19 protein-coding genes and 1 pseudogene are annotated in these 23,589 nt (G+C 72.7%); 13 read left to right on the forward strand and 7 right to left on the reverse strand.

Translation table 11 applies throughout. From position 1 onward, the window contains the following. The first annotated feature begins 21 nt into the window (after positions 1-21). The 3 genes from NI17_RS17700 (at position 22) to NI17_RS17710 (ending at position 2,845) form a co-directional block, all read left to right on the forward strand. A complete protein-coding gene (locus NI17_RS17700) occupies positions 22-1,068 on the forward strand; it encodes a glucose 1-dehydrogenase (RefSeq protein ID WP_068688029.1) in 1,047 nt (348 codons plus the stop codon). 67 nt (positions 1,069-1,135) lie between these two features. Continuing rightward, complete coding sequence (locus tag NI17_RS17705; RefSeq protein WP_119267747.1) at positions 1,136-2,104, forward strand: cation diffusion facilitator family transporter; 969 nt, start codon at positions 1,136-1,138, stop codon at positions 2,102-2,104. A 459-nt stretch (positions 2,105-2,563) separates the two neighbouring features. Continuing rightward, complete coding sequence (locus NI17_RS17710) at positions 2,564-2,845, forward strand: WGxxGxxG family protein (RefSeq protein WP_068688028.1); 282 nt, start codon at positions 2,564-2,566, stop codon at positions 2,843-2,845. Positions 2,846-2,958: 113 nt separating this feature from the next. Here the strand turns inward: NI17_RS17710 and NI17_RS17715 are convergent, their stop codons facing one another. Next, on the reverse strand, positions 2,959-4,197 hold the full coding sequence (locus NI17_RS17715) for a phospholipase D-like domain-containing protein (RefSeq protein ID WP_068688027.1): 1,239 nt from the start codon (positions 4,195-4,197) through the stop codon (positions 2,959-2,961). A 489-nt stretch (positions 4,198-4,686) separates the two neighbouring features. Between NI17_RS17715 and NI17_RS17720 the strand changes: the two genes are divergently transcribed. The 4 genes from NI17_RS17720 to NI17_RS17735 all read left to right on the forward strand — a co-directional run bounded on the left by NI17_RS17720 (position 4,687) and on the right by NI17_RS17735 (position 9,794). Then, positions 4,687-5,784 (forward strand): WD40/YVTN/BNR-like repeat-containing protein, encoded by a 1,098-nt coding sequence (locus NI17_RS17720; protein ID WP_119267748.1) that lies wholly within the window; start codon positions 4,687-4,689, stop codon positions 5,782-5,784. Positions 5,785-5,789: 5 nt separating this feature from the next. Next, positions 5,790-6,080 carry a MoaD/ThiS family protein gene (locus NI17_RS17725; protein ID WP_068688408.1) on the forward strand — a complete coding sequence of 97 codons (291 nt, stop codon included), beginning with the start codon at positions 5,790-5,792 and terminating at the stop codon, positions 6,078-6,080. Positions 6,081-6,377: 297 nt separating this feature from the next. Continuing rightward, positions 6,378-7,001: a peptidylprolyl isomerase gene (locus NI17_RS17730; RefSeq protein ID WP_068688025.1), complete on the forward strand. Its 624-nt coding sequence runs from the start codon at positions 6,378-6,380 to the stop codon at positions 6,999-7,001. 207 nt (positions 7,002-7,208) lie between these two features. Continuing rightward, positions 7,209-9,794 (forward strand): cation-translocating P-type ATPase, encoded by a 2,586-nt coding sequence (locus tag NI17_RS17735; RefSeq protein ID WP_243597541.1) that lies wholly within the window; start codon positions 7,209-7,211, stop codon positions 9,792-9,794. Between the two features lie 10 nt (positions 9,795-9,804). On the opposite strand, the gene NI17_RS17740 is transcribed toward NI17_RS17735, so the two are convergent. The 3 genes from NI17_RS17740 to NI17_RS17750 form a co-directional block, all read right to left on the reverse strand. Then, the gene (locus NI17_RS17740; protein WP_068688024.1) at positions 9,805-10,542 is read right to left on the reverse strand and encodes a glucose 1-dehydrogenase; all 738 of its coding nucleotides are present in this window, start codon (positions 10,540-10,542) and stop codon (positions 9,805-9,807) included. Between the two features lie 215 nt (positions 10,543-10,757). Further along, a complete protein-coding gene (gene metX, locus NI17_RS17745) occupies positions 10,758-11,897 on the reverse strand; it encodes a homoserine O-acetyltransferase MetX (RefSeq protein WP_068688023.1) in 1,140 nt (379 codons plus the stop codon). Then, positions 11,894-13,225, reverse strand: coding sequence for a bifunctional o-acetylhomoserine/o-acetylserine sulfhydrylase (locus NI17_RS17750; protein ID WP_068688022.1), 1,332 nt, complete (start codon positions 13,223-13,225; stop codon positions 11,894-11,896). The genes metX and NI17_RS17750 overlap by 4 nt, the downstream gene beginning before the upstream one ends. 341 nt (positions 13,226-13,566) lie before the next feature. Between NI17_RS17750 and NI17_RS17755 the strand changes: the two genes are divergently transcribed. Then, entirely contained in the window at positions 13,567-14,529 is a 963-nt protein-coding gene (locus tag NI17_RS17755; protein ID WP_068688021.1) for an AfsR/SARP family transcriptional regulator, read from the forward strand. Between the two features lie 99 nt (positions 14,530-14,628). Here NI17_RS17755 and NI17_RS17760 read toward each other — a convergent pair. After that, positions 14,629-14,911 (reverse strand): annotated as a pseudogene (locus tag NI17_RS17760) (transposase); the annotation flags it as partial. 541 nt (positions 14,912-15,452) lie between these two features. Here NI17_RS17760 and NI17_RS17765 point away from each other — a divergent pair. Genes NI17_RS17765 through NI17_RS17775 form a run of 3 tightly spaced genes read left to right on the forward strand, consistent with a single transcriptional unit; the run spans position 15,453 to position 18,234 of the window. After that, positions 15,453-16,190 (forward strand): (Fe-S)-binding protein, encoded by a 738-nt coding sequence (locus NI17_RS17765; RefSeq protein ID WP_068688020.1) that lies wholly within the window; start codon positions 15,453-15,455, stop codon positions 16,188-16,190. Beyond that, complete coding sequence (locus NI17_RS17770) at positions 16,187-17,617, forward strand: lactate utilization protein B (RefSeq protein WP_068688019.1); 1,431 nt, start codon at positions 16,187-16,189, stop codon at positions 17,615-17,617. The genes NI17_RS17765 and NI17_RS17770 overlap by 4 nt, the downstream gene beginning before the upstream one ends. Continuing rightward, complete coding sequence (locus NI17_RS17775) at positions 17,614-18,234, forward strand: LutC/YkgG family protein (protein ID WP_068688018.1); 621 nt, start codon at positions 17,614-17,616, stop codon at positions 18,232-18,234. Before NI17_RS17770 ends, NI17_RS17775 begins: the two co-directional genes overlap by 4 nt. 90 nt (positions 18,235-18,324) lie before the next feature. Here NI17_RS17775 and NI17_RS17780 read toward each other — a convergent pair whose 3' ends face one another. Both NI17_RS17780 and NI17_RS17785 read right to left on the reverse strand, forming a co-directional pair. Further along, positions 18,325-18,897, reverse strand: coding sequence for a TetR/AcrR family transcriptional regulator (locus NI17_RS17780; protein WP_068688017.1), 573 nt, complete (start codon positions 18,895-18,897; stop codon positions 18,325-18,327). Positions 18,898-18,920: 23 nt separating this feature from the next. Beyond that, positions 18,921-20,339, reverse strand: coding sequence for an MFS transporter (locus tag NI17_RS17785; RefSeq protein WP_234401617.1), 1,419 nt, complete (start codon positions 20,337-20,339; stop codon positions 18,921-18,923). A gap of 479 nt (positions 20,340-20,818) precedes the next feature. Between NI17_RS17785 and NI17_RS17790 the strand changes: the two genes are divergently transcribed. Together NI17_RS17790 and NI17_RS17795 are read left to right on the forward strand one after the other, a co-directional pair. Beyond that, a complete protein-coding gene (locus NI17_RS17790; protein WP_068688406.1) occupies positions 20,819-21,457 on the forward strand; it encodes a hypothetical protein in 639 nt (212 codons plus the stop codon). Positions 21,458-21,488: 31 nt separating this feature from the next. Further along, on the forward strand, positions 21,489-23,579 hold the full coding sequence (locus NI17_RS17795; RefSeq protein ID WP_068688016.1) for an SPFH domain-containing protein: 2,091 nt from the start codon (positions 21,489-21,491) through the stop codon (positions 23,577-23,579). Positions 23,580-23,589: the final 10 nt, after the last annotated feature.

The raw sequence follows: 23,589 nt of genomic DNA on the forward strand, positions 1-23,589 counted from the left end.
GCGCCGAGCGAAGGAGAAGGCATGCGAGCTCTGACAGTGGTACCCGGAAAGGCCGGATCGGTCGAGGTGAGCGAGGTCGACTCCCCCGTCGCGGGCGAGGGGGAGCTGCTCGTCGACGGCGTGGCGCTGGGAGTCTGCGGCACCGACCACGACATCGTCGGGGGCGAGCACGGCGCGGCCCCGCCCGGAGCGGACCGGCTGGTCCTCGGCCACGAGTCGCTGGGCCGGGTGCGCGAGGCGCCGCAGGGCAGCGGCTTCGCACCGGGCGACCTGGTGGTCGGCGTCGTCCGCCGCCCGGACCCCGAACCGTGCGGGGCGTGCGCCCACGGCGAGTTCGACGCCTGCCGCAACGGCCGGTTCACCGAGCGCGGCATCAAGGAACTCCACGGCTACGGCTCCCAGCAGTGGACGGTGGCGGCCGACTACGCCGTCCGGCTCGATCCGGACCTGGAGGAGGTCGGCGTCCTGCTGGAGCCCGCCTCGATCGTGGCCAAGGCGTGGGAGCAGATCGAGCGGATCGGCGGCCGGTCCTGGTTCGAACCGCAGCGCCTGCTCGTCACCGGAGCCGGGCCGATCGGTCTGCTGGCCGCCCTGCTCGGCGTGCAGCGCGGTCTGGAGGTGCACGTCCTCGACCAGATCGAGGAGGGGGCGAAACCGGAGCTCGTGGCGGGCCTCGACGCGACCTACCACACCGACGACATCTCGGACGTCGCCTCCGAGATCAGGCCGGACGTGATCATCGAGGCCACCGGGGCGGGGCCGCTCATCATGGAGGCGATCACCAACAACGCGGCCTTCGGGGTCGTCTGCCTCACCGGCATCTCGTCGGCCGGTCCGAAGGTCACCGTCGACGCCGGTTCGCTCAACCGCGAGATCGTCCTGGAGAACGACGCGTTCTTCGGCTCCGTCAACGCCAACCTCCGCCACTACGAACTGGCCGCGCGTGCGCTGTCGTGGGCCGACCGGTCCTGGCTGGCGGGGATGATCACCCGGCGACTGCCCCTGGAGCGCGCGCACGAGGCGTTCACCGCCGAGGGGGACGACGTGAAGGTCGTCATCGACCTGTGAGCCCGAAGAGGAACGGCGGTGCGCCGGGGACCGCCCCGGGTGACGGCGGTGCGAGGAGGGCAGACGGGTGAGCACAGAGGGAAGCAGGAGGGCCATCTTCGCCGCGCTGGCCGCGAACCTGGGCATCGCGGTCACCAAGTTCGTGGCCTACCTGCTGACGAACTCCTCCGCGATGCTGGCCGAGTCGATCCACTCCGTCGCCGACTCCGGCAACCAGGCGCTGCTGCTGGTCGGCGGGAGGAGGGCACGGCGGACCGCCACCCCCGAGCACCCGTTCGGCTACGGGCGGGCGCGCTACGTCTACGCGTTCCTCGTCGCGATCGTGCTGTTCAGCCTCGGCGGGCTGTTCGCGCTGTACGAGGCGTGGCACAAGATCAGCGACCCGCATCCGATCACCGCGTGGCACTGGGTTCCGGTCGTCGTGCTGGTCGCCGCGATCGTGATGGAGACGGGGTCGCTGCGGACCGCGGTGAAGGAGTCCGACGCGGTACGCGGCGGGGCCTCGTGGGCGCAGTTCGTCCGCCGCTCCAAGTCCCCGGAGCTTCCGGTGGTCCTGCTGGAGGACGTCGGCGCACTGCTCGGCCTGGTGTTCGCGCTGGTCGGCGTGGGCCTGACACTGCTCACCGGCGACGGCGTGTGGGACGGGCTGGGCACCGCCGCGATCGGCTTCCTGCTGGTGGCGATCGCGGTCGTGCTCGCGGTGGAGATGAACAGCCTGCTGATCGGGGAGTCGGCGACCCCCGAGCACGTCCGGAGCATCGAGGAAGCGCTGCTGGACAGCGACGACATCCCCGCCCTGATCCACATGCGCACCCTGCACCTGGGACCGGACGAGTTGCTGGTGGCGGCCAAGATCGCCGTCGACGTCAGGAACGACGCCCGCGAGATCGTCCGCGCGGTCAACGGCGCCGAGGCCCGGATCCGCGCGGCGGTCCCGATCGCCCGGATGATCTACCTGGAGCCCGACCTGCCGCGCGAGGAGGACCGTGCCGGCCGACCGTCCCCGGGACGGCTTCCTCGCTCGGACTCCCGGTAGGTCGCGCCCCTGGCGGTCCCGGCGGCACACGCGACGTCGCTGACGCCGGTCCTGGCGGAGCCGTGCCGGGCGATCCGCTCCGCTCGCTCCGTTCCCACCGTGTGGCTCCACGACCGATCCGGTTCCTCCGGTCCCGGAACAACCGCGCACGCCCGGGGCGGCCCGCGCCGAACCGCTCCGCCGGGTCCGTCTCCCGTCGCCGAGAAAAGACAGGGACGGCTACCCGGGAACTCCGCATCGGATTTCCCGGTTCGACAAAGACACTCCGAAAGGACGCAAAGGCTTTCCACGGAATTTTTACTGACACTGCCACCCAAAGGCGACAACCGTCTCACCAGGGAAAATGCGGCGATAAATGTTTGGTGCGACATCTGTCGGAAATCAGAGAACAGAGTCCGAAAAAGGATTCTCCGTGCTACACACAGAGCGCGGCACCGACCCTAAGGATTCGGGGGAGTCATGAAGAGATTTCTTGTCGCACTCGGCCTGTCCCTCTCCCTGGTGGCCGTCCCGTCCACCAGCACCGCCATCGCGGAGGAGGCTCCGGCGACGGTCCAGGCCGCGGCCGTCTCCGTGGCCGAGCAGCAGATGCCCCAGCAGCAACAGCAGCAGGACGACTGGGACGGCTGGGGCCTGTGGGGCCTGGTCGGACTCCTGGGGCTCCTGGGGCTGCTCGGCATGCGCAAGAGCAAGGAGCAGCAGGGCAGCTCCGCCGCCGGACGCGGCATGCCGCCGCGTTGACGCCCCGCACGGCCCCGGCGAAGCACCCGTCCCCGGCTCTCGCCGCACCGGGGACGGGACCGGCCTCCTCCCCTCCCGAGGAGGGGAGGAGGTTCACGCGTGCCCGCTCCGGCCTACAGCAGGGGCCGCCACGGCGCCAGGACGGCCTCGCTGAACTTGGCCATGAACGGACGCCGCTGCCACTCGTCGAGTGTCAGCGGGCGGGCGTTGGCAAGGTCGTTGGCGAACACCTTCTCCAGGCGGGCCGCGACCCCGTCGTCGATGATCTCCACGTTGATCTCGTAGTTGCCGGTGAGGCTCAGCCGGTCGACGTTGGCGGTGCCGACCGTGCTCCAGTGGCCGTCGATGGTGGCGGTCTTGGCGTGCACCATGGCGTCCCGGTACAGCCACAGGCGGACGCCGCCGCGCAGCAGCGCCGTGTAGCAGCCGCGCGACAACCAGTCGGCGATGACGTGGTTGGACCGCTCCGGCACCAGGATGTTCACGTCCACCCCGCGGTGGGCAGCGGCGATCAGCGCGCTCAGGATCTCCCGGTCGGGAATGAAGTACGCCTGGGTGATGAGGATGCGCTCCTTGGCCCGGTCGATCGCCTCCAGGTACATCCCGCGGATGGGGTAGATGAGCACCTCGGGAACGTTGCGGTGGGCGCGGATGCGCGAGTGCCAGTGGTCGGTGCCGACGTCCTCCAGACGCGGCTGCCCGCTCCTGCGGTTGGCGTTCCAGAAGTCGCAGAAGGCGTTCTCCAACTCCCACACCGCCGGGCCGACCAGGCGCAGGTGCGTGTCCCGCCACTCGGTGGCGTACACCGCCCCCACGTTGTAGCCGCCGACGAACCCGGTCCGGCCGTCCACGGTGAGGATCTTGCGGTGGTCGCGTCCGAACTTGCGCACGTTCAGCAGCAGCATCCCGGGCCGGAACGCCGGGTAGCGGATGACGTTGACCGTAGCCGGGAACTCGAAGAACCGCCTGGGCACCACGAGGTTGGCGAACCCGTCGTAGATGACGAAGACCTCGACGCCCCGCTCGGCGGCCTCGATCAGCGCCTGTTTGAACTCCGCCCCCACACCGTCGCCCTTGAGAATGTAGGACTCGAACAGGATGCGGTGCCGCGCGGACCGGATCGCCGCCAGCATGTCCCGGTAGACGTCCTCACCGTAGGTGTAGACCGCGACCGCGGTCCCGTCCACCGCCGCCTCCGCGGGCTCGGTCCGCGGGAACACCGCCCGGCGCGGACGGACCCGCTTGCGCCAGGTGTCGATGGCGACGAGCGCGGCGGCGACCCCCAACTGGGCCGCGAGCACACCGAGCAGGACCCGCCTGATGACGGTCATGACGGTCTTTCGTCGCACCACTTCTGTCGTCTCCCGTTCCGTGCGCGCCGTTCGTGGTCGCGGCCCGCCCCGACCACCGCGGACCGGGGCCGCCCGAGTCCTCCCCGCTCCGCCGATGGGTCTCCCTGTTCTCCCATACCGCCCGTGACTCGGAGCCAATCGTCGGACACGCATCGTGATGGCACCGTTTTCGCGGGTGAGACGTCTGGTGCGAGGAAGATCCCGGTCGGCACCCCTACCAACCCAACCGTACTGACCGCCCGGTTCGAGGGAGGACACCTCTCCGGCGGTCCTCTCCCAACCACGGGACGGGCTCTCCGGCAGCGCCGTCAGGATCACCCTCGCGGTCGCCGTACCGCTCATCGCCGTCACGGGAGCCGCCGTCCCGTTCCCGGCGGGCCGACCCGCCCCGCCGGAGCCGTCCGGGAGACCACGGCGGCCCCGGCGTCCCGGAAATGTCACCGCCGTGTGGCACAGTGTCGCCACTGATCCCTATCCAGGAGAGCGGACATGGCCTTCCTGCTGTTCATCGGCACACGCAAGGGCGTCTTCCGGGCGATCAGCGACGACCGGCGCACCTGGGAGGTGCGCGGTCCGCTGCGGCTCGCCGCCGAGGAGCACATCAACGTCGCGGGAGTGTACGCGGTCGGCGTCAACCCGCACACCCGCCGCGTCCTCGTCAGTGCCGAGAGCACGCACTTCGGCCCCAGCGTGTGGTTCAGCGACGACCTGGGCGACAGCTGGAACGAGCCCGACCGGGCGCCGATCGCCTTCCCCGAGGACGTCGACGCCTCCTTCACCCGCGTGTGGCAGTTCGCCTTCGGCGACGATCCCGACACCGTGTACGCGGGTGTCGAGCCCACGGCGCTGTTCACCTCCACCGACGGCGGCACCAGCTTCGAGCTGGTCCGGTCGCTGTGGGACCACCCGCACCGGTCGGGCTGGTACCCCGGCGCGGGCGGCGCGGCCATCCACACCGTGCTGCCCGGACGGGTGCGCGCCGACGGCGTCGACCCGCGGGCCGTGACCGTGGCCATGTCCACCGGCGGCGTCTACCAGACCCGCGACGGCGGCACGACGTGGACCGCCGCCAACCGGGGCATCAGCGCCGTCTTCATGCCCGACCAGTTCCCCGAGTACGGGCAGTGCGTGCACAAGGTGTCGGTCGGCTCCGACGGCGTGTTCTACGCGCAGAACCACCACGGCGTCTACCGCACCGCCGACCCGGCGGCCGGATGGACGTCCATCGCCGACGGCCTGCCCAGCGACTTCGGCTTCGCCGTGGTCGCCCACCCGCGCGTTCCCGGAACCGCGCTGAACTTCCCGGTGATCAGCCAGACGGTCCACCTGCCCCCGGAACACCGCCTCCAGGTCCAGCGCACCGACGACGGCGGAGCCACCTGGCGGCCGATGACCGACGGCCTCCCGACGGAGCCGTACTACGGCATCGTGCTGCGCGACGCGGCGTGCACCGACAGCTCGGACCTCCCCGGGTTCTACTTCGGCACCCGCACCGGGGACGTCTACGCGGCCGTCGACGGCGACCGGTGGCACCGGGTCGCCGCGCACCTGCCGGACGTGCTGTGCGTGCGCGCCGTCGAGGTGTGACCGCCATGGATGTGACGGTCTTCCTGCCGCAGGCGCTGCGGGCCGAGTCGGACGGAGCCGCCCGCGTCACCGTGTCGGTGGACGGCGACGACGAGGTGCCGCTGCGCCGGGTCCTCGACAACCTGGTGGCGCGGTACCCCCGCCTGGACCGGCGGCTGCGCGACGAACGCGGTCGGCTGCGGCGCTACGTCAACGTGTTCGTCGGCGACGACGAGTGCCGCGCACTGGCCGGTCTGGACACCCCGGTCCCGGCCGGAACCGAGATCCGGGTACTGCCGTCGGTGGCGGGCGGCTGACCCACCGGGACCGGCGGCGAAGGCGTCCCGGGCGCCTCGCGGGTGGCCAGTTCCGGGAACCGGGGGGAGGTTCCCAGACACCCCCGACCCCAGGGGTCCTGTGGCCTCGGCCCGAGGGTGGTTTTCGGGTGGCCTCGGCTCCGGGGGGCCGAGGTCCAAGCCCTTCTGGGTCGGGGGCGTCCGAAGCCCCCTGCGGGGCTGAGGCCGCCCTGTTCTCCGGGCTCCGGGTCACCCTTCCGAGGGGAGTCACTACGCTGTGCCTTCGAGCCATCCCATCCAGTCGGAGGCACATCCGCGATGAACCGTTCCGCCACGACCGTGACCGCAGGTCTGCTCAGCGCAGTGCTCCTGGCGACCACCACGGCCTGCCAGTCCGAGGACTCCCCGGAGGCCGCCCCCTCCGTCGCCGACGTCACGGGGGCGACCCTGCACACCAGCCTCGGCGACATCGAGGTGGTGCTGTTCCCCGAGGAGGCGCCCGAGACGGTGGCGAACTTCGTGGGACTGGCCGAGGGCGACAAGGCCACCAACCCGACCACCGGAAGCGACCGGTTCTACGACGGTACGGTCTTCCACCGGGTCATCCCCGACTTCATGATCCAGGGCGGCGACCCCGAAGGCACCGGGCGGGGCGGTCCCGGCTACACCTTCGCCGACGAGATCCACCCCGACCTCGTGTTCGACGAGCCGGGCAAGCTCGCCATGGCCAACTCCGGCCCCGACACCAACGGGTCGCAGTTCTTCGTCACCACGGCCGAGACTCCCTGGCTGGACGGCCGACACACCATCTTCGGGGAGGTCGCCGACAGCACCAGCCTCGACGTGGCCGTCGCCATCTCGCTGGTTCCCACCGACGACTCCGACCGGCCCGCCGAGGACGTCGTGCTGGAGTCGGTGACCGTCCACCGCTCCGACGACTGACCCCGGCCCGCCGTCCCGCTCCCGTTCCGGCGGGAGCGGGACGGCGGGGCAGCCACTCCCCCGCCGGATAGGCACGGACGATCCGGGTAGTGGAGGTGTCCCGCGGCCTCGACCGCGAGGCGGCGCCACGGACACCGGTCGGCAGGGGAGGTTCGAGATGGCGGCTCCGCAGCACCGATCCCGACTCGGCGGCGCTTCGCACCGGTGATGGCGCACGGCACGGGGCCCGACCCCGGACGGAGCCGCCCCCTCCCCGTCCGTGGCGGCCTCACCAGCGAGGAAGCCGCCGAACGGCTGCGCCGCGACGGCCGCAACACCCCGCCCGCGCCCCGGCGGACCCTTCCCCTTCTGCTGCTCCTCAGCGAGTTCACGCACTTCTTCGCCGTGCTGCTGTGGGGCGCTGCGGCGCTGGCGCTCATCGCCGGACTGCCGGAGGCGGCCCTGGCCGTTGTCACCGTGATCGCGGTCAGCGGCGGATTCGCGTTCGTCCAGGACTACTGGGCCGACCGGGTCAGGCAGCGCGTCCTCGCGCGTGTGCCCGCGGCGGCGACCGTGGTCCGCGACGGCCGGTTGACCCGCGTCGAGGCCACCGACCTGGTCCGCGGCGACGTGGTGCTGCTCGGCGCGGGCGACCGCGTCCCCGCCGACCTGCGCCTCACCGAGGCGCACGGGCTGGCCGTGGACGAGGCTCCGCTGACCGGGCGGCGCACGGCGGCGCCCCGCGGCGACGGCGACACCGTGTTCGCCGGAACCCACGTGGTGGCGGGCGAGGCCGAGGGGGTTGTGGTCACCACCGGCCCGTGGACCCGGCTCGGCCAGGACGTCTCCCCGCTGCGCCAGGCGCGCCGCCCCTCCGGTCCGCTGACCCGGGACCTGCGGGACCTGGTCACGTTCGCCTCGGGTGCGGCGGCGGGCGTCGCCCTGCTGCTGCTCCTGCTCTCCTTCGCGTTGGGCGTCCCAGCCTCCGCGGGCTTCCTTCCCGCCGTCGGCGCGGCGGTCGCTCTCGTGCCGCTGGGTCTGCTGCCCGCCGTCAACCTCTGCCTGGCCTGGACCGCGCAGCGGATGGCGCGCGCGGACACGCTGACGCGCCGCCCGGAGGCGACCGAGCGGCTCGGCGCGGCCACGTTCCTGTGCGTCCACCAGACCGGGCTGCTCACCCGGGGCGAACCGGTCGCGGTCGAGGTGTGGACCCCCGGGGGCACCGTGCACGTGGCGGGCGAGGGGTACGTGCCCGAGGGGAGTCTGGTCGGTGACGGCCCCGCCTTGGCCGCCGCCCACGACCTGGCCATGTCGGCCGCGCTGTGTTCCGGCGGCGGCATCCGGTTCACCGACGGGCGCTGGCAGCCGGTCGGCGACCCGATGGAGGCCGCCCTGCACGTACTGGCCGGACGGACCGGCGCGGACACACCGCTCTCCGCGGTGGAGCGCCGCTACCCGTTCGACCCGGACCGCCGTCGCGCCTCGGCGTTCGCCAAGGGGTCGGTGCACGTCAAAGGGGCTCCCGACGCCGTGCTGCCGCGCTGTCGGAACCCGGAGGGCGCCGAGGAGGCGCTCGCCGACCTGGCCGGGCGCGGACTTCGGGTGCTGGCGGTGGCCCGCCGCGACCTCGCCGCCCCACCGGAGCGGGCCGACGCCGCCGAGCAGGACCTCACCCTGCTCGGACTGGTCGGCCTGGACGACCCGCCGCGGCCCGACGCCCGCGCGGCGCTGGCCCGCTGCCGCCGGGCGGGCCTGTGGGTGGCGCTGGTGACCGGCGACGATCCGCGCACCGCCCGTGCCGTGGCCCGCGCGGTCGGCCTGACCGAGACGGACGACGCGCCCGTGCTCACCGGCGCGGACCTGCCCCAGGACCTGCGCGGCATCGAGGAACTGCTGGACCGGGACGGCGCGGTGGTCGCCCGGGCCTCCCCCGAGGACCGGCGGCGCATCACCGTCGCCCTGCAGCACCGCGAGCACGTCGTCGTCACCACCGGCGACGGCCCTGACGACGCCGCGGCGCTGCGCCGCGCCGACGTGGGAGCGGCCTCGGGCACGACAGGCGCCGACACCGCCCGGGACGCCGCCGACCTCGTCCTCCTCGACAACCGCCTCGCGGCGATCGCCGCGGCCGTGGAACTGGGCCGTGCCGCCCGCGTCAACCTGCGCCGCGTCCTCACCTACCGACTGACCGGCGTCGTCGCCGTGACCGTGCCGTTCCTGGTGTGGGCGGCCACCGGCGACGCGGTGCCGCTCGCGCTGGGCGTCCTCCAGGTTCTCGCCCTGGACGTGGGCGTCGACCTGCTTCCGGCGCTCGCGCTCGGCGCGGAACCGCCGGGCCGCGCCACGACGCGCACGGGCCCTCCGGCCGGGGAGCCGGTGGTGGACCGACGGCTGGCGGTCCGGGTCCTCGGGGTGCTCGGCCCGGTGGAGGCCGTCACGGCGATGTTCGCGTTCCTCGTCGTGCTGGGGGTCGGCGGCTGGGAGTGGGGGACCGCCCCCGCGCCGTCCCTGCTGGCCCAGGCGTCGGGCGCCGCCTTCGCCACGGTCGCGCTGGGACAGGCCGCCACCGCGCTGGCCTGCCGCAGCGAGACCGAACCGTTCGACGTCGGTCCCTGGTCGGGCAACCCGCTGCTGCTGGGCGCGGTCGGCGCGCAACTGCTGCTGCTGTGGGTGCTCCTCACCGTGCCGCCGCTGCCCGAACAGTTGGGCGCCTCGGTGCCGCCCGGCTACGTGTGGCCCGCGGTTCTGTGCGTGGTCCCGGCGCTGCTGGCCGCCGACACCATCCACAAGGTGGTCCGGGCGCGCCGCTCCTGACCCGCCCGGGTCACCCGCTGTGCGGGACCCCCGAGACCAGACCGCCGTCGACCACGAACTCCGCGCCGGTGCAGTACGCCGAGTCGTCGGCGGCCAGGAACACCACCAGGGGCGCCACATCGCCCGGTTCGGCGGCGCGGCCGAGCGGGATCTGCAGGACTTCGGGGTCGAGGTTCTCCGTCATGGCCGTCCTGACGAACCCCGGGTGGACGGAGTTGACCCGGATGCCGTGCCGACCGAGTTCCACGGCCGCCGACTTGGTGAGGCCGCGCACCCCGAACTTGGCGGCGACGTAGCCGTGCAGTCCCGCGCTGCCGCGCAGTCCCTCGACGGAGGAGACGTTGACGATGGAACCGCCGCCGCGCTCCCGCAGCGCGGGAACGGCGGCCCTCATGCCCAGGAAGGTTCCGGTCAGGTTGACCGCGAGGGCGCCGTTCCACTGGTCGAGGGTGTGCTCCTCCAGGGGCGCGCCCACCGCGATCCCCGCGTTGTTGACCAGGACGTCGAGGCCGCCGAACGTCTGCCGCGCCTCGGTCACGGCGGTCCGCCAGGCGTCGGCGTCGGTCACGTCCAGGTACACGTAGTGGGCGGAGTCCCCGAGTTCCTCGGAGAGCCTGCGGCCCTCCGCTTCCAGCAGGTCGCCGATGACGACGCCCGCGCCCTCGTCTGCCAGCGCCCGGGCGCAGGCGGCGCCCAGTCCGCGGGCCGCTCCGCTGATCAGCACGGTCTTTCCGGTGAGGCGTGCCATGTGTCTCCCCGTGGTCGAGGTCGATGCGTCCCGACCCCTCTTCCCGCGCGTCCACCGGCCAACCAACGCCCAAGTCGGCGGCGGGGCGCCCGGAGCGGGCGGGGCGGGCGCCGCGCGCGGATGCCCGTCCCGGCGCCGGCCCGCTCCCTCCGAGCCCCTTCACCGTGCTCCGCCCTCCCCGGGGCCGCCCTCGGCGCTCCTCGCACGGTCCGCTGTCAGCTCGTGAGGAGCTCCTTGATCAGGACCGCCACCTGGTCGGTCTCGACCAGGAAGCCGTCGTGGCCCGCCGCCGACTCGATGACGCGGACCTCGTCGACTCCGGGGATGCCCGCCGCCAGCTCCCGCTGCTGGGCCAGCGGGTACAGGTGGTCGCTGCTGACCCCGCCGACCATGGTGCGCGCGGTGACGCGGCGCAGCGCCTCGGCGACCCCGCCGCGGCCCCGGCCCACGTCGTGGGTGTTCATGGCCCGGGTGAGCACCACGTAGCTGCCCGCGTCGAAGCGGCGGGCCAGTTTGGCCGCGTGGTGGTCCAGGTAGGACTCGACGGCGAACCGGCCGTCCGCCATCGGGTCCTCGCCGTCCTGGGCGGAGCGCCCGAAACGCTCGTCGAACTCGGTGGCCCCCCGGTAGGTGATGTGCGCGACGCGCCGGGCGATGCCCATACCGGCGACCGGTCCGGGGCCGGGCCGGTCGTAGTAGTCGCCGCCGTGCCAGTTCGGGTCGGACCGGATGGCGTGCAGTTGGGGCGCGGCCCACGCGATCTGCTGTGCGGAGCTGGCCGCGGGGCTGGCCAGCAGCAGCAGCCTGCGCACCCGCTCGGGGTGGGAGGCCGCCCACTCCAGGGCGCGCATACCGCCCATGGAGCCGCCGAGAACCGCGGCCCACGCGTCGATGCCGAACTCGCGCAGCAGGGCGAGTTCGGCGTGCACGGTGTCGCGGATGGTGATGCGGGGAAACCGGGAGCCCCAGGGCCTGCCGTCGGGTGCGGTCGACGACGGGCCGGTGCTGCCCTGGCAGCCGCCCAGCGCGTTGGGGGCGACCACGAAGTACCGGTTGGTGTCCAGCGGCAGGCCGGGGCCGATGATGCCCTCCCACCAGCCGGGGCTGGGGTGGCCGGGGCCCTCGGGGCCCACCACGTGGCTGTCCCCGGTCAGGGCGTGCAGGACCAGGACCGCGTTGGAGCGGTCCGCGTTGAGCCTCCCCCACGTCTCGTAGGCCAGGCGGACGCCGGGCAGCTCGCCGCCGGTCTCCAGCGGGAGCGGATCGGCGAGCTCCACCCAGTGCCGGTCCCCCGGCGGGTCCCCCTCCCGCCACGCCCCGGTGGCGGGAGGGGGACCGGCGGTGCCTTCGCTCACTGGTGCGCCTTGGCCGCGCGCAGACCGGCCTCCAGGTCCGCTCGCAGGTCGTCGACGTGCTCCAGGCCCACGGACAGCCGCACGAGACCGGGGGTGACCCCGCCCGCGAGCTGCTCCTCGGGGGTGAGCTGGCTGTGCGTGGTGCTGGCCGGGTGGACGATCAGGCTGCGCACGTCACCGATGTTGACGAGCTGGCTGAACAGCTCCGTGCCGTCCACCAGCGCCCGTCCCGCGTCGACACCGCCGCGCAGCTCGAAGGAGACGATCGCGCCCGCGCCCCTGGGCAGGTACTTCTGGGCGGCGGCGTAGTAGGGGCTGGAGGGCAGGCCGGGGTAGTAGACCCTCTCGACCTCGTCGCGGGACTCCAGCCACTCGGCGAGGGCCTGGGCGTTGGCGACGTGCCGGTCCATGCGCAGCGACAGCGTCTCGACGCCCTGCAGGATCAGGAAGCTGTTGAGCGGGGCGATGGCCGCGCCGGTGTCGCGCAGCAGCTGCACCCGCAGCTTGGCGGCGTAGGCGCCCGGGCCGAGGGCCTCCCAGTACTTCAGGCCGTGGTAGCTGGGGTCGGGCTCGACGAAGCCGGGGAAGCGGTCGCCGTGCGCGCCGAAGTCGAAGGTGCCGCCGTCGACGACGACGCCCGCGACGGTGGTGCCGTGGCCGCCGAGGAACTTGGTGGCCGAGTGGACCACGATGTCCGCGCCGTGCTCGATGGGTCGCAGCAGGTAGGGCGTGGGCACGGTGTTGTCCACCATCAGCGGCACGCCGACCTCGTGGGCGGCGTCGGCCACGCCGCGCACGTCGAGCACGTTGTTGGCCGGGTTGGGCAGGCTCTCGGCGAAGAACAGCCTGGTGTTGTCGCGGGCCGCCGCGCGCCAGGCGTCGAGGTCGTCCTGGTTCTCCAGGAAGGTCACCTCGATGCCGAGCTTGGGCAGGGTGTAGCGGAACAGGTTGTAGGTACCGCCGTACAGCGACGGGCTGGCCACGATGTGGTCGCCCGCACCGGCCAGGTTGAGGACGGCGGCGGTGATGGCGGCCGACCCGGACGCGAACGCGACCGCCGCGGCGCCGCCCTCCAGGGCGGCCAGGCGCTGCTCCAGCACGTCCTGGGTGGGGTTCATGATCCGGGTGTAGATGTTGCCGGACTCGGCGAGGCTGAACAGGTCGGCGCCGTGCTGGGTGTCCCGGAAGACATACGAGGTGGTCTGGTAGATCGGGGTGGCCCGCGCGTTCGTGGCCGGGTCGGGTGCGGCTCCGGAGTGGATCTGCTTGGTCTCGAACGACCACTCTCCGGCCTCGGCGGATTCGGGCGTGGTGTCTTCAGCGGTCATGGTGCTCCTGTCGAAACGCACTGCTGGGCGGTACGGGAAGGCGGGTGACGGCACGGGCGGACCGGGCCGGGTGCGGTCGGCGGTCCGGTGCTGACGTGCGGTTGGCGCGCGCCGGTGGCTGCGGGAGACGTCCGGGAAAGAGGCGTCGCTGATCAGCGCATGCCGCGACAGAGCATGCTGCTCACGCGTGCGTAGTCGACGTGTCGGCGCGAGACGAGCTCAACCATGACAACGAGGTTAACCGCAGTCTCAGGATTCCGTCCAGGAGTCTCACATTCCGGACGCGGGTGCCTGTCGGCCCCGGCCGTGGCCCCGCGCGCCCGCCGCGTCGGACGGCGGTCGTGCGTGTCGCCATGCTGGGTCCGTTCGAACTGCGGGACAGGGACCGCCACCCTGTCGACCTGGGCGGACGCAGGGTCGCGGCCCTGGTCGCGCGCCTCGCCCCGGCCCCCGGCGCGCTCGTGTCCACCGACACGCTGGTCGCGGCCCTGTGGGACGGCTCCTCCGACCGTGGCGGCGCCAACGCGGTGCAGCGCCCGGTGTCGCGCGCCCGTCGGGTGATGCGGGAGCACGGCGCGGACGACCTGGCGATCGTCTCGCGGCGGGGCGGCTACCTGCTCGACGTCGACCCCGGGAGGTGGACGTCGTCGCCTTCGGGCGGCTGGCCGCCGCTGACCGAACCGCCGTCCTTCGGCTGGAACCGCTTCGACCGACTGGCCGCCGCCCTGCCCGCGGACCGGACGCTGCTGGTCCTGGACAACTGCGAGTACCTGGTCGACGAGGTCGCCGCGTTCGTCCACCGCCTGCCGGGCCGCTGCCCGGGGTTCGCCGTTGACGTGGACACGGCGGGAGCGGTCGTCGAGATCTGCCGTCGGCTGGACGGGCTGCCGCTGGCCATCGAGTTGGCCGCCGCCCGGATGCGCACGATGACCGCCCACCACATCGCCGACCGCCTCGACGACCGGTTCCGGCTGCTCTCCGGCGGCAGCCGCACCTCGACCGCACGGCACCGCACCCTGCGCGCGGTGCTGGACTGGAGCTGGCACCTCCTCGAAGACGCCGAGCGGACACTGGCCCGGCGGCTGTCGGTCATGGTCGGCGACGCGACCGCCGAATCGGCCGCGCGGGTGTGCGCCGGAGCGGACCTGGCCCCCGACGACGTGCTCTACCCGCTGTCCTCCCCGGCCGAGAGATCGCTCGTGCGGGTGGTGGAGCAGGCGCCGGGGAGGCCGCGCGGCTGCTCGGCGAGGCGGTGCGGTTGCGCGGGGGGCGCGACGACGGCAGTCCGCGGGTGCGGTCCCTGACCGCGTCGCTGCGCGCGGCGCTCGGCGACGACGGGTACCTGCGGCACTACCGGGCCGGGTGCGGGAGTGCCAAGTTAGGGGTGTAACTGTTTTTCCTGGTCAGTGGCGTGTCGCGCTGAGGCGGCCGTCGAAGGTGATGGCGAAGGCGTTCAACGCGCGCTTCCAGCGGGCGCTCCAGCGTTTGCGGCCGGTGCCCTTGGGATCCAGGCTCGTCAACGCCAGATAGACGCACTTGAACGCGGCCTGCTCGCCGGGGGGGTGCCCGCGTGCCTTGACCGCGCGGCGGATACGGGCGTTGATCGACTTCGATCGCGTTGGTGGTGCAGACGATGCGTCGAATCTCGATGTCGAAGACCAGGAACGGCACCCTCTCGGCCCAGGCGTGGCCTCCGTTCGAAACGGAGCGGTAGGCAACTTCCATGTGACATGCGCCACACACATTTTCCATCCTTGCCGTTGCGGGGGAGAGGCCGACAGCACACCACCACCGCGGCCCCCGAGGGCGCCCTGGACGCCGACGGGTGGTCCGATCACCCCGGTCCGGCCCCGCCGCCGGAGTCTGCGCCCCCGGACCGGGCGGACGGCCCGGTTCCCGCTTTCCCCGCGTGTCCCCACCGTGCTATTGAAACGAACAAATCACTGGATCCGCCCGGCACCGCTCCCCCTCGCGGTGCCGGTCGCCCCTCGGACGCGGGACCCACCGCCAGCCGCCCGGAGAGACGGTCTCCGCCTCTCCGCCCCAGAATCCCGGGAAAGCCAGGAAGCAGGGGGAACACCGTCCCCAGGGACATCTCGGGCGATTCCGGCACGGATCGGTTCCCGCTGCCTCTTCCCTCCCTCCTGCGGTCCGATATAGCTTTGAAACGATCAAATTCGTAGGATCGCCCAGCCGTTCCCCCACACTCCCGGCACCGAGAGGACCCATGCGGATCGCGCTGTTCATCACCTGTGTGAACGACACCCTGTTCCCGCGCACCGGCCAGGCCGTCGTACGGCTGCTGGAGCGGCTGGGCCACGAGGCGGTGTTCCCGACCGAGCAGACCTGCTGCGGACAGATGCACTTCAACACCGGCTACCGCCGCGACGCCCAGAAACTGGCGGTGCGCTTCGTGCGGACCTTCGCCGACCACGACGTGGTCCTCGCCCCGTCGGGCTCGTGCGCGGCCATGATCCGCGACAACTACGCCCGACTGGGGCGGACCGGCAGCCGCCTGGAGCGCGCCGCCGCCGAGGTCGCCCCCCGCGTGCTCGACCTGTCCGAACTCCTGGTGGACGTCCTCGGCGTCACCGACGTGGGCGCCTACTTCCCGCACCGGGTCGCCTACCACCCCACCTGCCACGGCATGCGCCTGCTCGGCCTGGGCGACCGCCCCACCCGGCTGCTGCGCGCGGTGCGCGGCCTGGAACTGGTGGAACTGGCCGACGCCGAGGAGTGCTGCGGCTTCGGCGGCACCTTCGCGGTGAAGAACCCGGACGTGTCCGCCGCGATGGGCTGGGACAAGGCCCGCAACGTCGCCGCCACCGGCGCGGAGGTGCTGTGCGCCGTGGACAACTCCTGCCTCATGCACATCGGCGGCACCCTGCGGCGGCAGCGCTCCGGAGTGCGGGTCATGCACCTCGCCGAGATCCTCGCCTCGACCGAGAAGGAGCCCGCCCGGTGAGTGGAACCTTCCTGGGAATGCCCGCGTTCCCGACAGCCGCCGAGTCCGCCGTCGCCGACCCGCAACTCCGCCACAACCTGCGCAAGGCCACCCGCACCATTCGCCGCACCCGCCGCACGGTGGTCGGGGAGGTCGACGACTGGGCCGGACTGCGCGCGGCGGGCGCGGCGATCAAGGACCGCACGCTGCGTCACCTGGACCGCCACCTGGAGCGGTTGGAGGAGGCGGTCACCGCCGCGGGCGGGCACGTGCACTGGGCCGCCGACGCCGACGAGGCCAACGCCATCGTCACCGGCCTGGTACGGGCCACCGGCGAGAGCGAGGTGGTCAAGGTCAAGTCGATGGCCACCCAGGAGATCGGCCTCAACGAGGCGCTGGCCGCCGCCGGGATCACCGCCTACGAGACCGACCTGGCCGAACTCATCGTGCAGCTCGGCGAGGACCGCCCCTCCCACATCCTGGTCCCCGCGATCCACCGCAACCGCGCCGAGATCCGCGAGATCTTCCTGCGCACCATGGCCGACTGGGGGGTGCCCGCACCCGACGACCTCACCGACGACCCGCGCGCGCTCGCCGAGGCCGCCCGCAGGCACCTGCGCGACCGGTTCCTCACCACCAGGGTCGCGGTGTCGGGCGCGAACTTCGCGGTCGCCGAGACCGGCACCCTCGTGGTGCTGGAGTCCGAGGGCAACGGCCGGATGTGCCTGACCCTGCCCGAGACGCTGATCTCGGTGGTGGGCATCGAGAAACTGGTGCCCACCTGGCAGGACCTGGAGGTGTTCCTGCGCCTGCTGCCGCGCTCCTCCACCGGCGAGCGCATGAACCCCTACACCTCGATGTGGACCGGCGTCGCCCCCGGCGACGGGCCCCGGGAGTTCCACCTGGTGCTGCTGGACAACGGGCGCACCGACGTGCTCGCCGACGAGGTGGGCCGCCAGGCGCTGCGCTGCATCCGCTGCTCGGCCTGCCTGAACGTGTGCCCCGTCTACGAGCGGACCGGCGGCCACGCCTACGGCTCGGTCTACCCCGGGCCGATCGGCGCGATCCTCACCCCGCAACTGCGCGGCACCGCCTCCGAGGTGGACGCGTCCCTGCCGTACGCGTCGTCGCTGTGCGGCGCGTGCTTCGAGGTGTGCCCGGTGGCGATCGACATTCCCGAGGTGCTGGTGCACCTGCGTGAACGGGTCGTCGAGCAGGGCGGCCGTCCGGGGGAGCGCGCGGTGATGGCCGCCGCCTCCTGGGCGTTCGGCGACGAGCGCCGCCTGGGCTGGGCGCAGCGCACGGCGGGCGGGGCGCGGTCGCTGGTGCCGCGGCGGCTGCCGCTGGGCCCGGCGGTGGCCTGGACCGACACCCGGGACCTGCCCGAGATCCCGCCCGAACCGTTCCGGGACTGGTGGGCGCGGCGTGAGAAGGAGGATGGACGGTGAGCGGATCGCGGGAGCGCATCCTGGCCAGGGTGCGGGCGGCGCTGGCGGACGTGCCGCGCGACGAGGAGCCCGCGGAGGTCGCGGTGCCGCCCGGACGGGCCGCGACCGACCTGGTGGACCTGTTCGTGGACCGGTTGGAGCACTACCGGGCGCGTCCGCACCGGGTGCGCGCCGCCGACCTGCCCGAGGCGGTGGCCGCGGCGCTGCGGCGGCGCGGGGCCGGGCGCGTGGTGGCGCCCGCCGACCTGCCCGGAACCTGGACGGAGCGGGCCGAGACGGCCGTGGTCGCCGACGGCGGTCTCGACCTGGCCGCGCTCGACGCGGTGGACGGGGTGATCACCGGGTGCGCCGTGGCCGTGGCCGAGACCGGCACGATCGTGCTGGACGGGGGCGCGGCCCAGGGGCGGCGGGCGCTGACCCTGGTGCCCGACTACCACCTGTGCGTGGTGCACGCCGACCAGATCGTGCCGGACGTGCCCGACGCGGTGGCGCGCCTGTCCCCCACCCGCCCGCTGACCTGGATCAGCGGCCCGTCGGCCACCAGCGACATCGAACTCGACCGCGTGGAGGGCGTGCACGGCCCCCGGACCCTGGAGGTACTGGTCGTCTCCCCGTGATCCTGTCACCGCGGTCACCCCGGACTCCCGGAGTGACCGCGGGAGCGGACAGGCAGCGGACCGCTCCTCCGCAGCTCGGCCCCGCCGGGTTCAACGGGGAGTGACCAGCCTCTGCACCCCCGGGGCGTACAGTTCCACCACCCGTTCGGTGTCGGCCGTGCGGCCGGTGGCCCGGTAGTGGACGTTGAGGGTCGCGCCCAGACCGAGCAGCTGGGCGACGACCAGTTCCGCGCGCAGGCGGACATCCGGGGGGTCCAGGCGGGTCGCCACCGCGTCGGTGACCTGGGTGTGGAAGTACTCCCGCACCACCGTGCGCTCGTCCTGGGCACCGCTGGAGAAGACCACGCGCAGCAGCGGGTCGGCCCCGTTCCTCTCGCGCAGTGCGACGAGGGTGCGGACCATGTGCTCGCCGAGCCGCTCCGCCGGGGCGTCGAGCAGCAGCTCGGCGGCCTCCGCGAAGTCCGCCGAGGCGCGCAGCAGGCGTTCCTTGGTGCCGAAGTGCTTGATGACCAGCGCCGCGCTGACGCCCGCGTCGGCCGCGATGGAGCGGATGGTCACGTCGGCGTAGGGGTGCAGCGCGAAGGCGCGGCGCGCGGCCCGCAGGATCGCCGGACGGCTCGACTCCGCTGTCCGCGCTGCCTGCTGACCGCTGCTGTGGTTCACCCGCGACTCCCGGTCGAGACTGCTCAGTGGTCTTTCTGTATATCGGAACCGGGCCTCCGGTCGGACACCAGCAGGGTGGTCACCAGCGCGCCCACCGCCACACAGCCCGCCACGAAGAAGATGGTCAGATAGGCCTCGAACGCGGGCGCGGTCCCGTCGCCGACCTCCATCGTCATTCCGCCGAGGACGGCGGCCACGACGGCGCTGCAGATCGCCTGGCCCACGACCCGCATGAGGACGTTGACACCGTTGGCCGCACCGGTCTGCTCCCTGGGGACGTGCCGCATGAGCAGGGCGGGCAGCGTCGAGTAGGGGAAGGCCGTGCCGATGCCGACCACCGTGGCGCCCACGATGATCATGACCAGGCTCTCACTGGTGAACAGCCGCAGGGCGTAGCCGGCGGCCATGAGCGCGATCCCCGCCGCGATGGCGGTCTTGGGTCCCCGAGCCGCGGCGACCCGCGCCGCGATCGGCGCGAACAGCAGCATGGAGATCGAGGAGGGCAGCATGCACAGCCCTCCGGCGAGGACGGAGAAGCCCAGACCGTAGCCGGTCTCGGACGGCTCCTGCACCAGTTGGGCGGTGACCAGGGAGTTGACGAAGAAGGAGAACCCGATCAGCAGGGTGGCGAGGTTGGTCAGCAGCACGGCGGGACTGACCATGCCGCGCAGTTCCACGATGGGCGAGGGGACGCGCGTCTCGTAGTACACCCAGCCCGCGCCCACGGCCAGTGCCGCGGCGAGCAGGCCCAGCACCGCCGCGGAGGTCCATCCCCATTCCGCGCCCCGCGACACCGCGACCAGGAAGCAGACCAGGACGGCGGTGAGGCCGAGCGTGCCGAGGGCGTCGAAGCGGCCGCCGCGCGCCGCCGACCGGGGCACGAAGGCGAACACCAGCGCGAAGCAGAGCAGGCCGAGTCCCCCGCTCATCCAGAACACCGCGTGCCAGTCGGCGTAGCGCGCGATCAGCGAGGTCAACGGGACGCCGAGGGCCGCGCCCAAACCCAGCGTGGTGCTCATCAGCGCCGCCGAGAACGCCACCCTCTCGGGCGGCAGCACGTCACGCAGGACGCCGATGCCCAGCGGCACCACCGCCAACGCGATCCCCTGGAGCGTGCGTCCCATGACGAGCGTCAGGACGTGCGTGCTGAGGGCGGCCAGCGCGGAGCCCGCCACGAGGGAGGCCAGTGCGCACAGCATCACCTCGCGTCTGCCGTACATGTCGCCGAGGCGCCCGAGCACCGGGGTGGACACGGCTCCGGCGATCAGTGCGGCGGTGACCACCCAGCTCGCCGTCCCGTGGGTGGTGCGGAGTCCGTCGATGAGGGTGGGCAGCAGCGGCACCGCGAGGGTCTGCATGACCGCGGTGACCGCACCGGCGAAGACCATCGCGACGAGGAGGAGGCGGGGGTGGCGGCTGGGATGGACGGAGACTTCGGGCATGCGGGCTCCCTTGGGCCGAGGGAGGGGACTGCGCTGGGGTAAACAACTGTTTACCTCTGCGTATCCTAGCCAGCCGGGTGGTCAGCGCCCTCCACCGCCCCTCGGTCCGACGGCGTACGGCCCGCCCGGCCGTGCCTCCGAGCCCCCGCGCTTGACGGCCCCGGACGCACACCGCCGCCTCCGCCCGCCGCAGGAGACGGTCAGGTTTTCTGAAACTTTTCGCGATCAGTACGGAACCGGGACTTTCTCCCCCGCATCTCAGTAACCGCAAGACCGCCACCGCGACCAACGCGGTGGCGATCGCGGGCGCGCAGTCGTCTGGTCCGGGAGAGCACCCCGGGCCAGACGGTGACCGGTTGTGGACAATTCCGTTGCCGGACCGAAACCCGGCCGCTAGGTTCTCGGCAACAGCGGTTCCCGCGCACCGAGACCGCGGCTCGCGGAACCTCACACGCGGAGAGGGGTTGCGGCAGACCGGCATGAGCGACTTCTTCACGGCCGCCCTCGGGTTTCCCACCGTCCTGTTCAGCTTCGCCCTGGTCGTGGTGGTCAGCTACTGGTGTCTCGTCGTCCTCGGCGCTCTGGGGGTCGACGCGCTCGACGCCGACGGCGCCGACACGGACGGTCTCACCGGTGCCATGTCGGCCATCGGTCTCGGAGGAGTCCCGGTCACCGTGTCGCTCTCGGTCATGATCGCCGTGGCGTGGTTCGCCAGCCTCAGCGGCACCGCCCTCCTGGACGGCGTCGACCTGTCCGATCCCGTGATCGTCGCGCTCGGGATCGTCGTCCTCGCCGTCGCCGTGGTCTGCGCCTGGGCGGCGGCCGGTTTCTTCGCGCTGCTGTGGCGGCGCTTCCTGCCCGGCGGCGGCGAACCCTCCAGACACGACTTCGTCGGACGGGTGTGCGTGGTCCGCACCGGACGGGTGGACACGGACTTCGGCCAGGCCGAGGTCGCCGCCGCCGACGGCTCCACCGCGCTCGTCCAGGTGCGTCAGACCGGCGAGGAGCCCCTCACCTCCGGCAGTACCGCGCTGATCGTCGACCACGACCCCGACGGGGCGTTCTTCTGGATCACCGCCTACGACGCCGAACTCGATCCCCACCGCCCAACCCCCTGAACCCCCGAACACCGAACGCTAGGACCCGCCCATGGACACCATCGCTGTGGGGGTCGGCGTACTCATCGCTGTCCTCCTGCTTGTCCTGCTCGGACTCGTCATCGTCATCAGCCGCCTGTTCCGCAAGGTCGAACAGGGCAGGGCGCTGATCGTCTCCAAGATCCGCAGGGTCGACGTCACCTTCACCGGCGCCGTCGTCCTGCCCGTCCTGCACAAGGCCGAGGTCATGGACATCTCGGTCAAGACCATCGAGATCTCCCGGACCGGTAAGGACGGCCTCATCTGCCGGGACAACATCCGCGCCGACATCCGCATCACCTTCTTCGTGCGGGTCAACAAGACCGTCGAGGACGTCATCAAGGTCGCCCAGGCCATCGGCACCGAACGCGCCAGCGACCAGGCCACCCTCCAGGAACTGTTCAACGCCAAGTTCTCCGAGGCGCTCAAGACCGTCGGCAAGCACCTGGACTTCGAGGACCTCTACACCAAGCGCGAGGAGTTCCGCGACCGGATCATCAGCGTGATCGGCACCGACCTCAACGGCTACAGCCTCGAGGACGCGGCGATCGACTACCTGGAACAGACCCCGCTCGTCCAGCTCGACCCGGCCAACATCCTCGACGCCCAGGGCATCCGCAAGATCACCGAGCTGACCGCGCGGCAGAACGTCAGCACCAACGAGCACCGCCGCACCGAGGAGAAGGAGATCGAGCGCCAGAACGTCGAGGCGCGCGAGACCATCCTCGAACTGGAGCGCCGCCGCGAGGAGGCCGAGGCCAGGCAGAGGCGCGAGGTCGAGACGATGCGCGCGCAGACCGAGGCCGAGACCGAGATCGTGCGCGCCGAGGAGATGCTGCGCGCCGAGACCTCGCGCGTCCGCGCCGAGCAGGAGCTGGGCGTGCAGCGCGAGAACCGGGAACGCGAGATCGCGGTGGCGGCGAAGAACCGCGAACGGGTCATCGCCATCGAGACCGAGCGCATCGAGAAGGACCGCCTGCTGGAGGTCATCTCCCGCGAACGCGAGACCGAGCTGTCGCGCTACGCCAAGGACAAGGAGCTGGAGGCCGAACGGCGCGAGATCGCCGAGGTCGTCCGCGAGCGCGTCGCCGTCGAGAGGACCGTCGCCGAGCAGGAGGAGAACATCAAGAGGCTGCGCGCGGTCGAGGAGGCCGAGCGCCAGCGCCAGACCGCGGTCATCCTCGCCGAGGGCGAGGCCCAGGAGGAACTGGTCAAGAGCATCAAGGCCGCCGAGGCCGCCGCGCAGGCCGCCGAGCACGCCGCCCGCGAGCGGCTCACCCTCGCCGAGGCGCGCCAGCAGGCCGCCGAACTGGACGCCGCCGCCAGCGTCCGCCTGGCCGAGGGCAAGCAGGCCGAGGCCGCCGCCGAGGGTCTGGCCCAGGTGCAGGTGAACGAGCGCGAGGCCGAGGTCCTGGAGAAGATGGGACGCGCCGAGGCCGCCGTCGCCCGCGAGAAGGCGCTCGCCCAGGCCGAGGAGACCGAGAAGGTCGGCCTCGCCCAGGCCGCCGCCGACCGCCAGAAGGCCCTCGCCCAGGCCGAGGCCGTCCGCGAGAAGCTCAAGGCCGAGGCCGAGGGCATCAACGACAAGGCCGAGGCGATGGCCGCGCTCGACGAGGCCACCCGGGAGCACGAGGAGTACCGCCTGCGTCTGGAGGCCGACAAGGAGATCCGCCTCGCCGGGATCGAGGCGCAGCGCCAGATCGCCGCGGCCCAGGCCGACGTGCTCGGCAGGGGCCTGGAGAGCGCCGACATCGACATCGTCGGCGGCGACGGGGCGTTCTTCGACCGGGTCGTCAACGCGGTCGGCGCGGGCAGGGCCGTGGACGGCTTCCTGGCGCACTCCGGCGCCGCCCGCACCATGGTCGAACCGTGGCTGGACGGCTCCCGGAGCCTGCCCGAGGACCTGGCCGGACTGCTGGGGTCGGTCGACTCCGCGGACGTCAAGAACCTCACCCTCTCGGCCCTGCTGCTCAAGCTGATCAACGAGGGCGACCCCAGGGCCGACGGCCTGTCCGCCCTGCTGCGGTCGGCCCGGAAGCTGGGCGTGGCCGACACGCCGCTGTCGGAGCCCACCGCCACCGCGCCGAACCCGCCGAAGCTGTGAGGACGCCGTG

Source organism: Thermobifida halotolerans (assembly GCF_003574835.2).
Lineage (GTDB): Bacteria > Actinomycetota > Actinomycetes > Streptosporangiales > Streptosporangiaceae > Thermobifida > Thermobifida halotolerans.

Excerpts from the sequence above, each read along its gene's own strand:
- NI17_RS17700 (WP_068688029.1), top strand. The coding sequence starts at position 22 with ATGCGAGCTCTGACAGTGGTACCCGGAAAGGCCGGATCGGTCGAGGTG.
- NI17_RS17710 (WP_068688028.1), top strand. The coding sequence starts at position 2,564 with ATGAAGAGATTTCTTGTCGCACTCGGCCTGTCCCTCTCCCTGGTGGCC.
- NI17_RS17720 (WP_119267748.1), top strand. The coding sequence starts at position 4,687 with ATGGCCTTCCTGCTGTTCATCGGCACACGCAAGGGCGTCTTCCGGGCG.
- NI17_RS17725 (WP_068688408.1), top strand. The coding sequence starts at position 5,790 with ATGGATGTGACGGTCTTCCTGCCGCAGGCGCTGCGGGCCGAGTCGGAC.
- NI17_RS17730 (WP_068688025.1), top strand. The coding sequence starts at position 6,378 with ATGAACCGTTCCGCCACGACCGTGACCGCAGGTCTGCTCAGCGCAGTG.
- NI17_RS17735 (WP_243597541.1), top strand. The coding sequence starts at position 7,209 with ATGGCGCACGGCACGGGGCCCGACCCCGGACGGAGCCGCCCCCTCCCC.
- NI17_RS17740 (WP_068688024.1), bottom strand. The coding sequence starts at position 10,542 with ATGGCACGCCTCACCGGAAAGACCGTGCTGATCAGCGGAGCGGCCCGC.
- NI17_RS17750 (WP_068688022.1), bottom strand. The coding sequence starts at position 13,225 with ATGACCGCTGAAGACACCACGCCCGAATCCGCCGAGGCCGGAGAGTGG.
- NI17_RS17765 (WP_068688020.1), top strand. The coding sequence starts at position 15,453 with ATGCGGATCGCGCTGTTCATCACCTGTGTGAACGACACCCTGTTCCCG.
- NI17_RS17785 (WP_234401617.1), bottom strand. The coding sequence starts at position 20,339 with ATGCCCGAAGTCTCCGTCCATCCCAGCCGCCACCCCCGCCTCCTCCTC.
- NI17_RS17790 (WP_068688406.1), top strand. The coding sequence starts at position 20,819 with ATGAGCGACTTCTTCACGGCCGCCCTCGGGTTTCCCACCGTCCTGTTC.
- NI17_RS17795 (WP_068688016.1), top strand. The coding sequence starts at position 21,489 with ATGGACACCATCGCTGTGGGGGTCGGCGTACTCATCGCTGTCCTCCTG.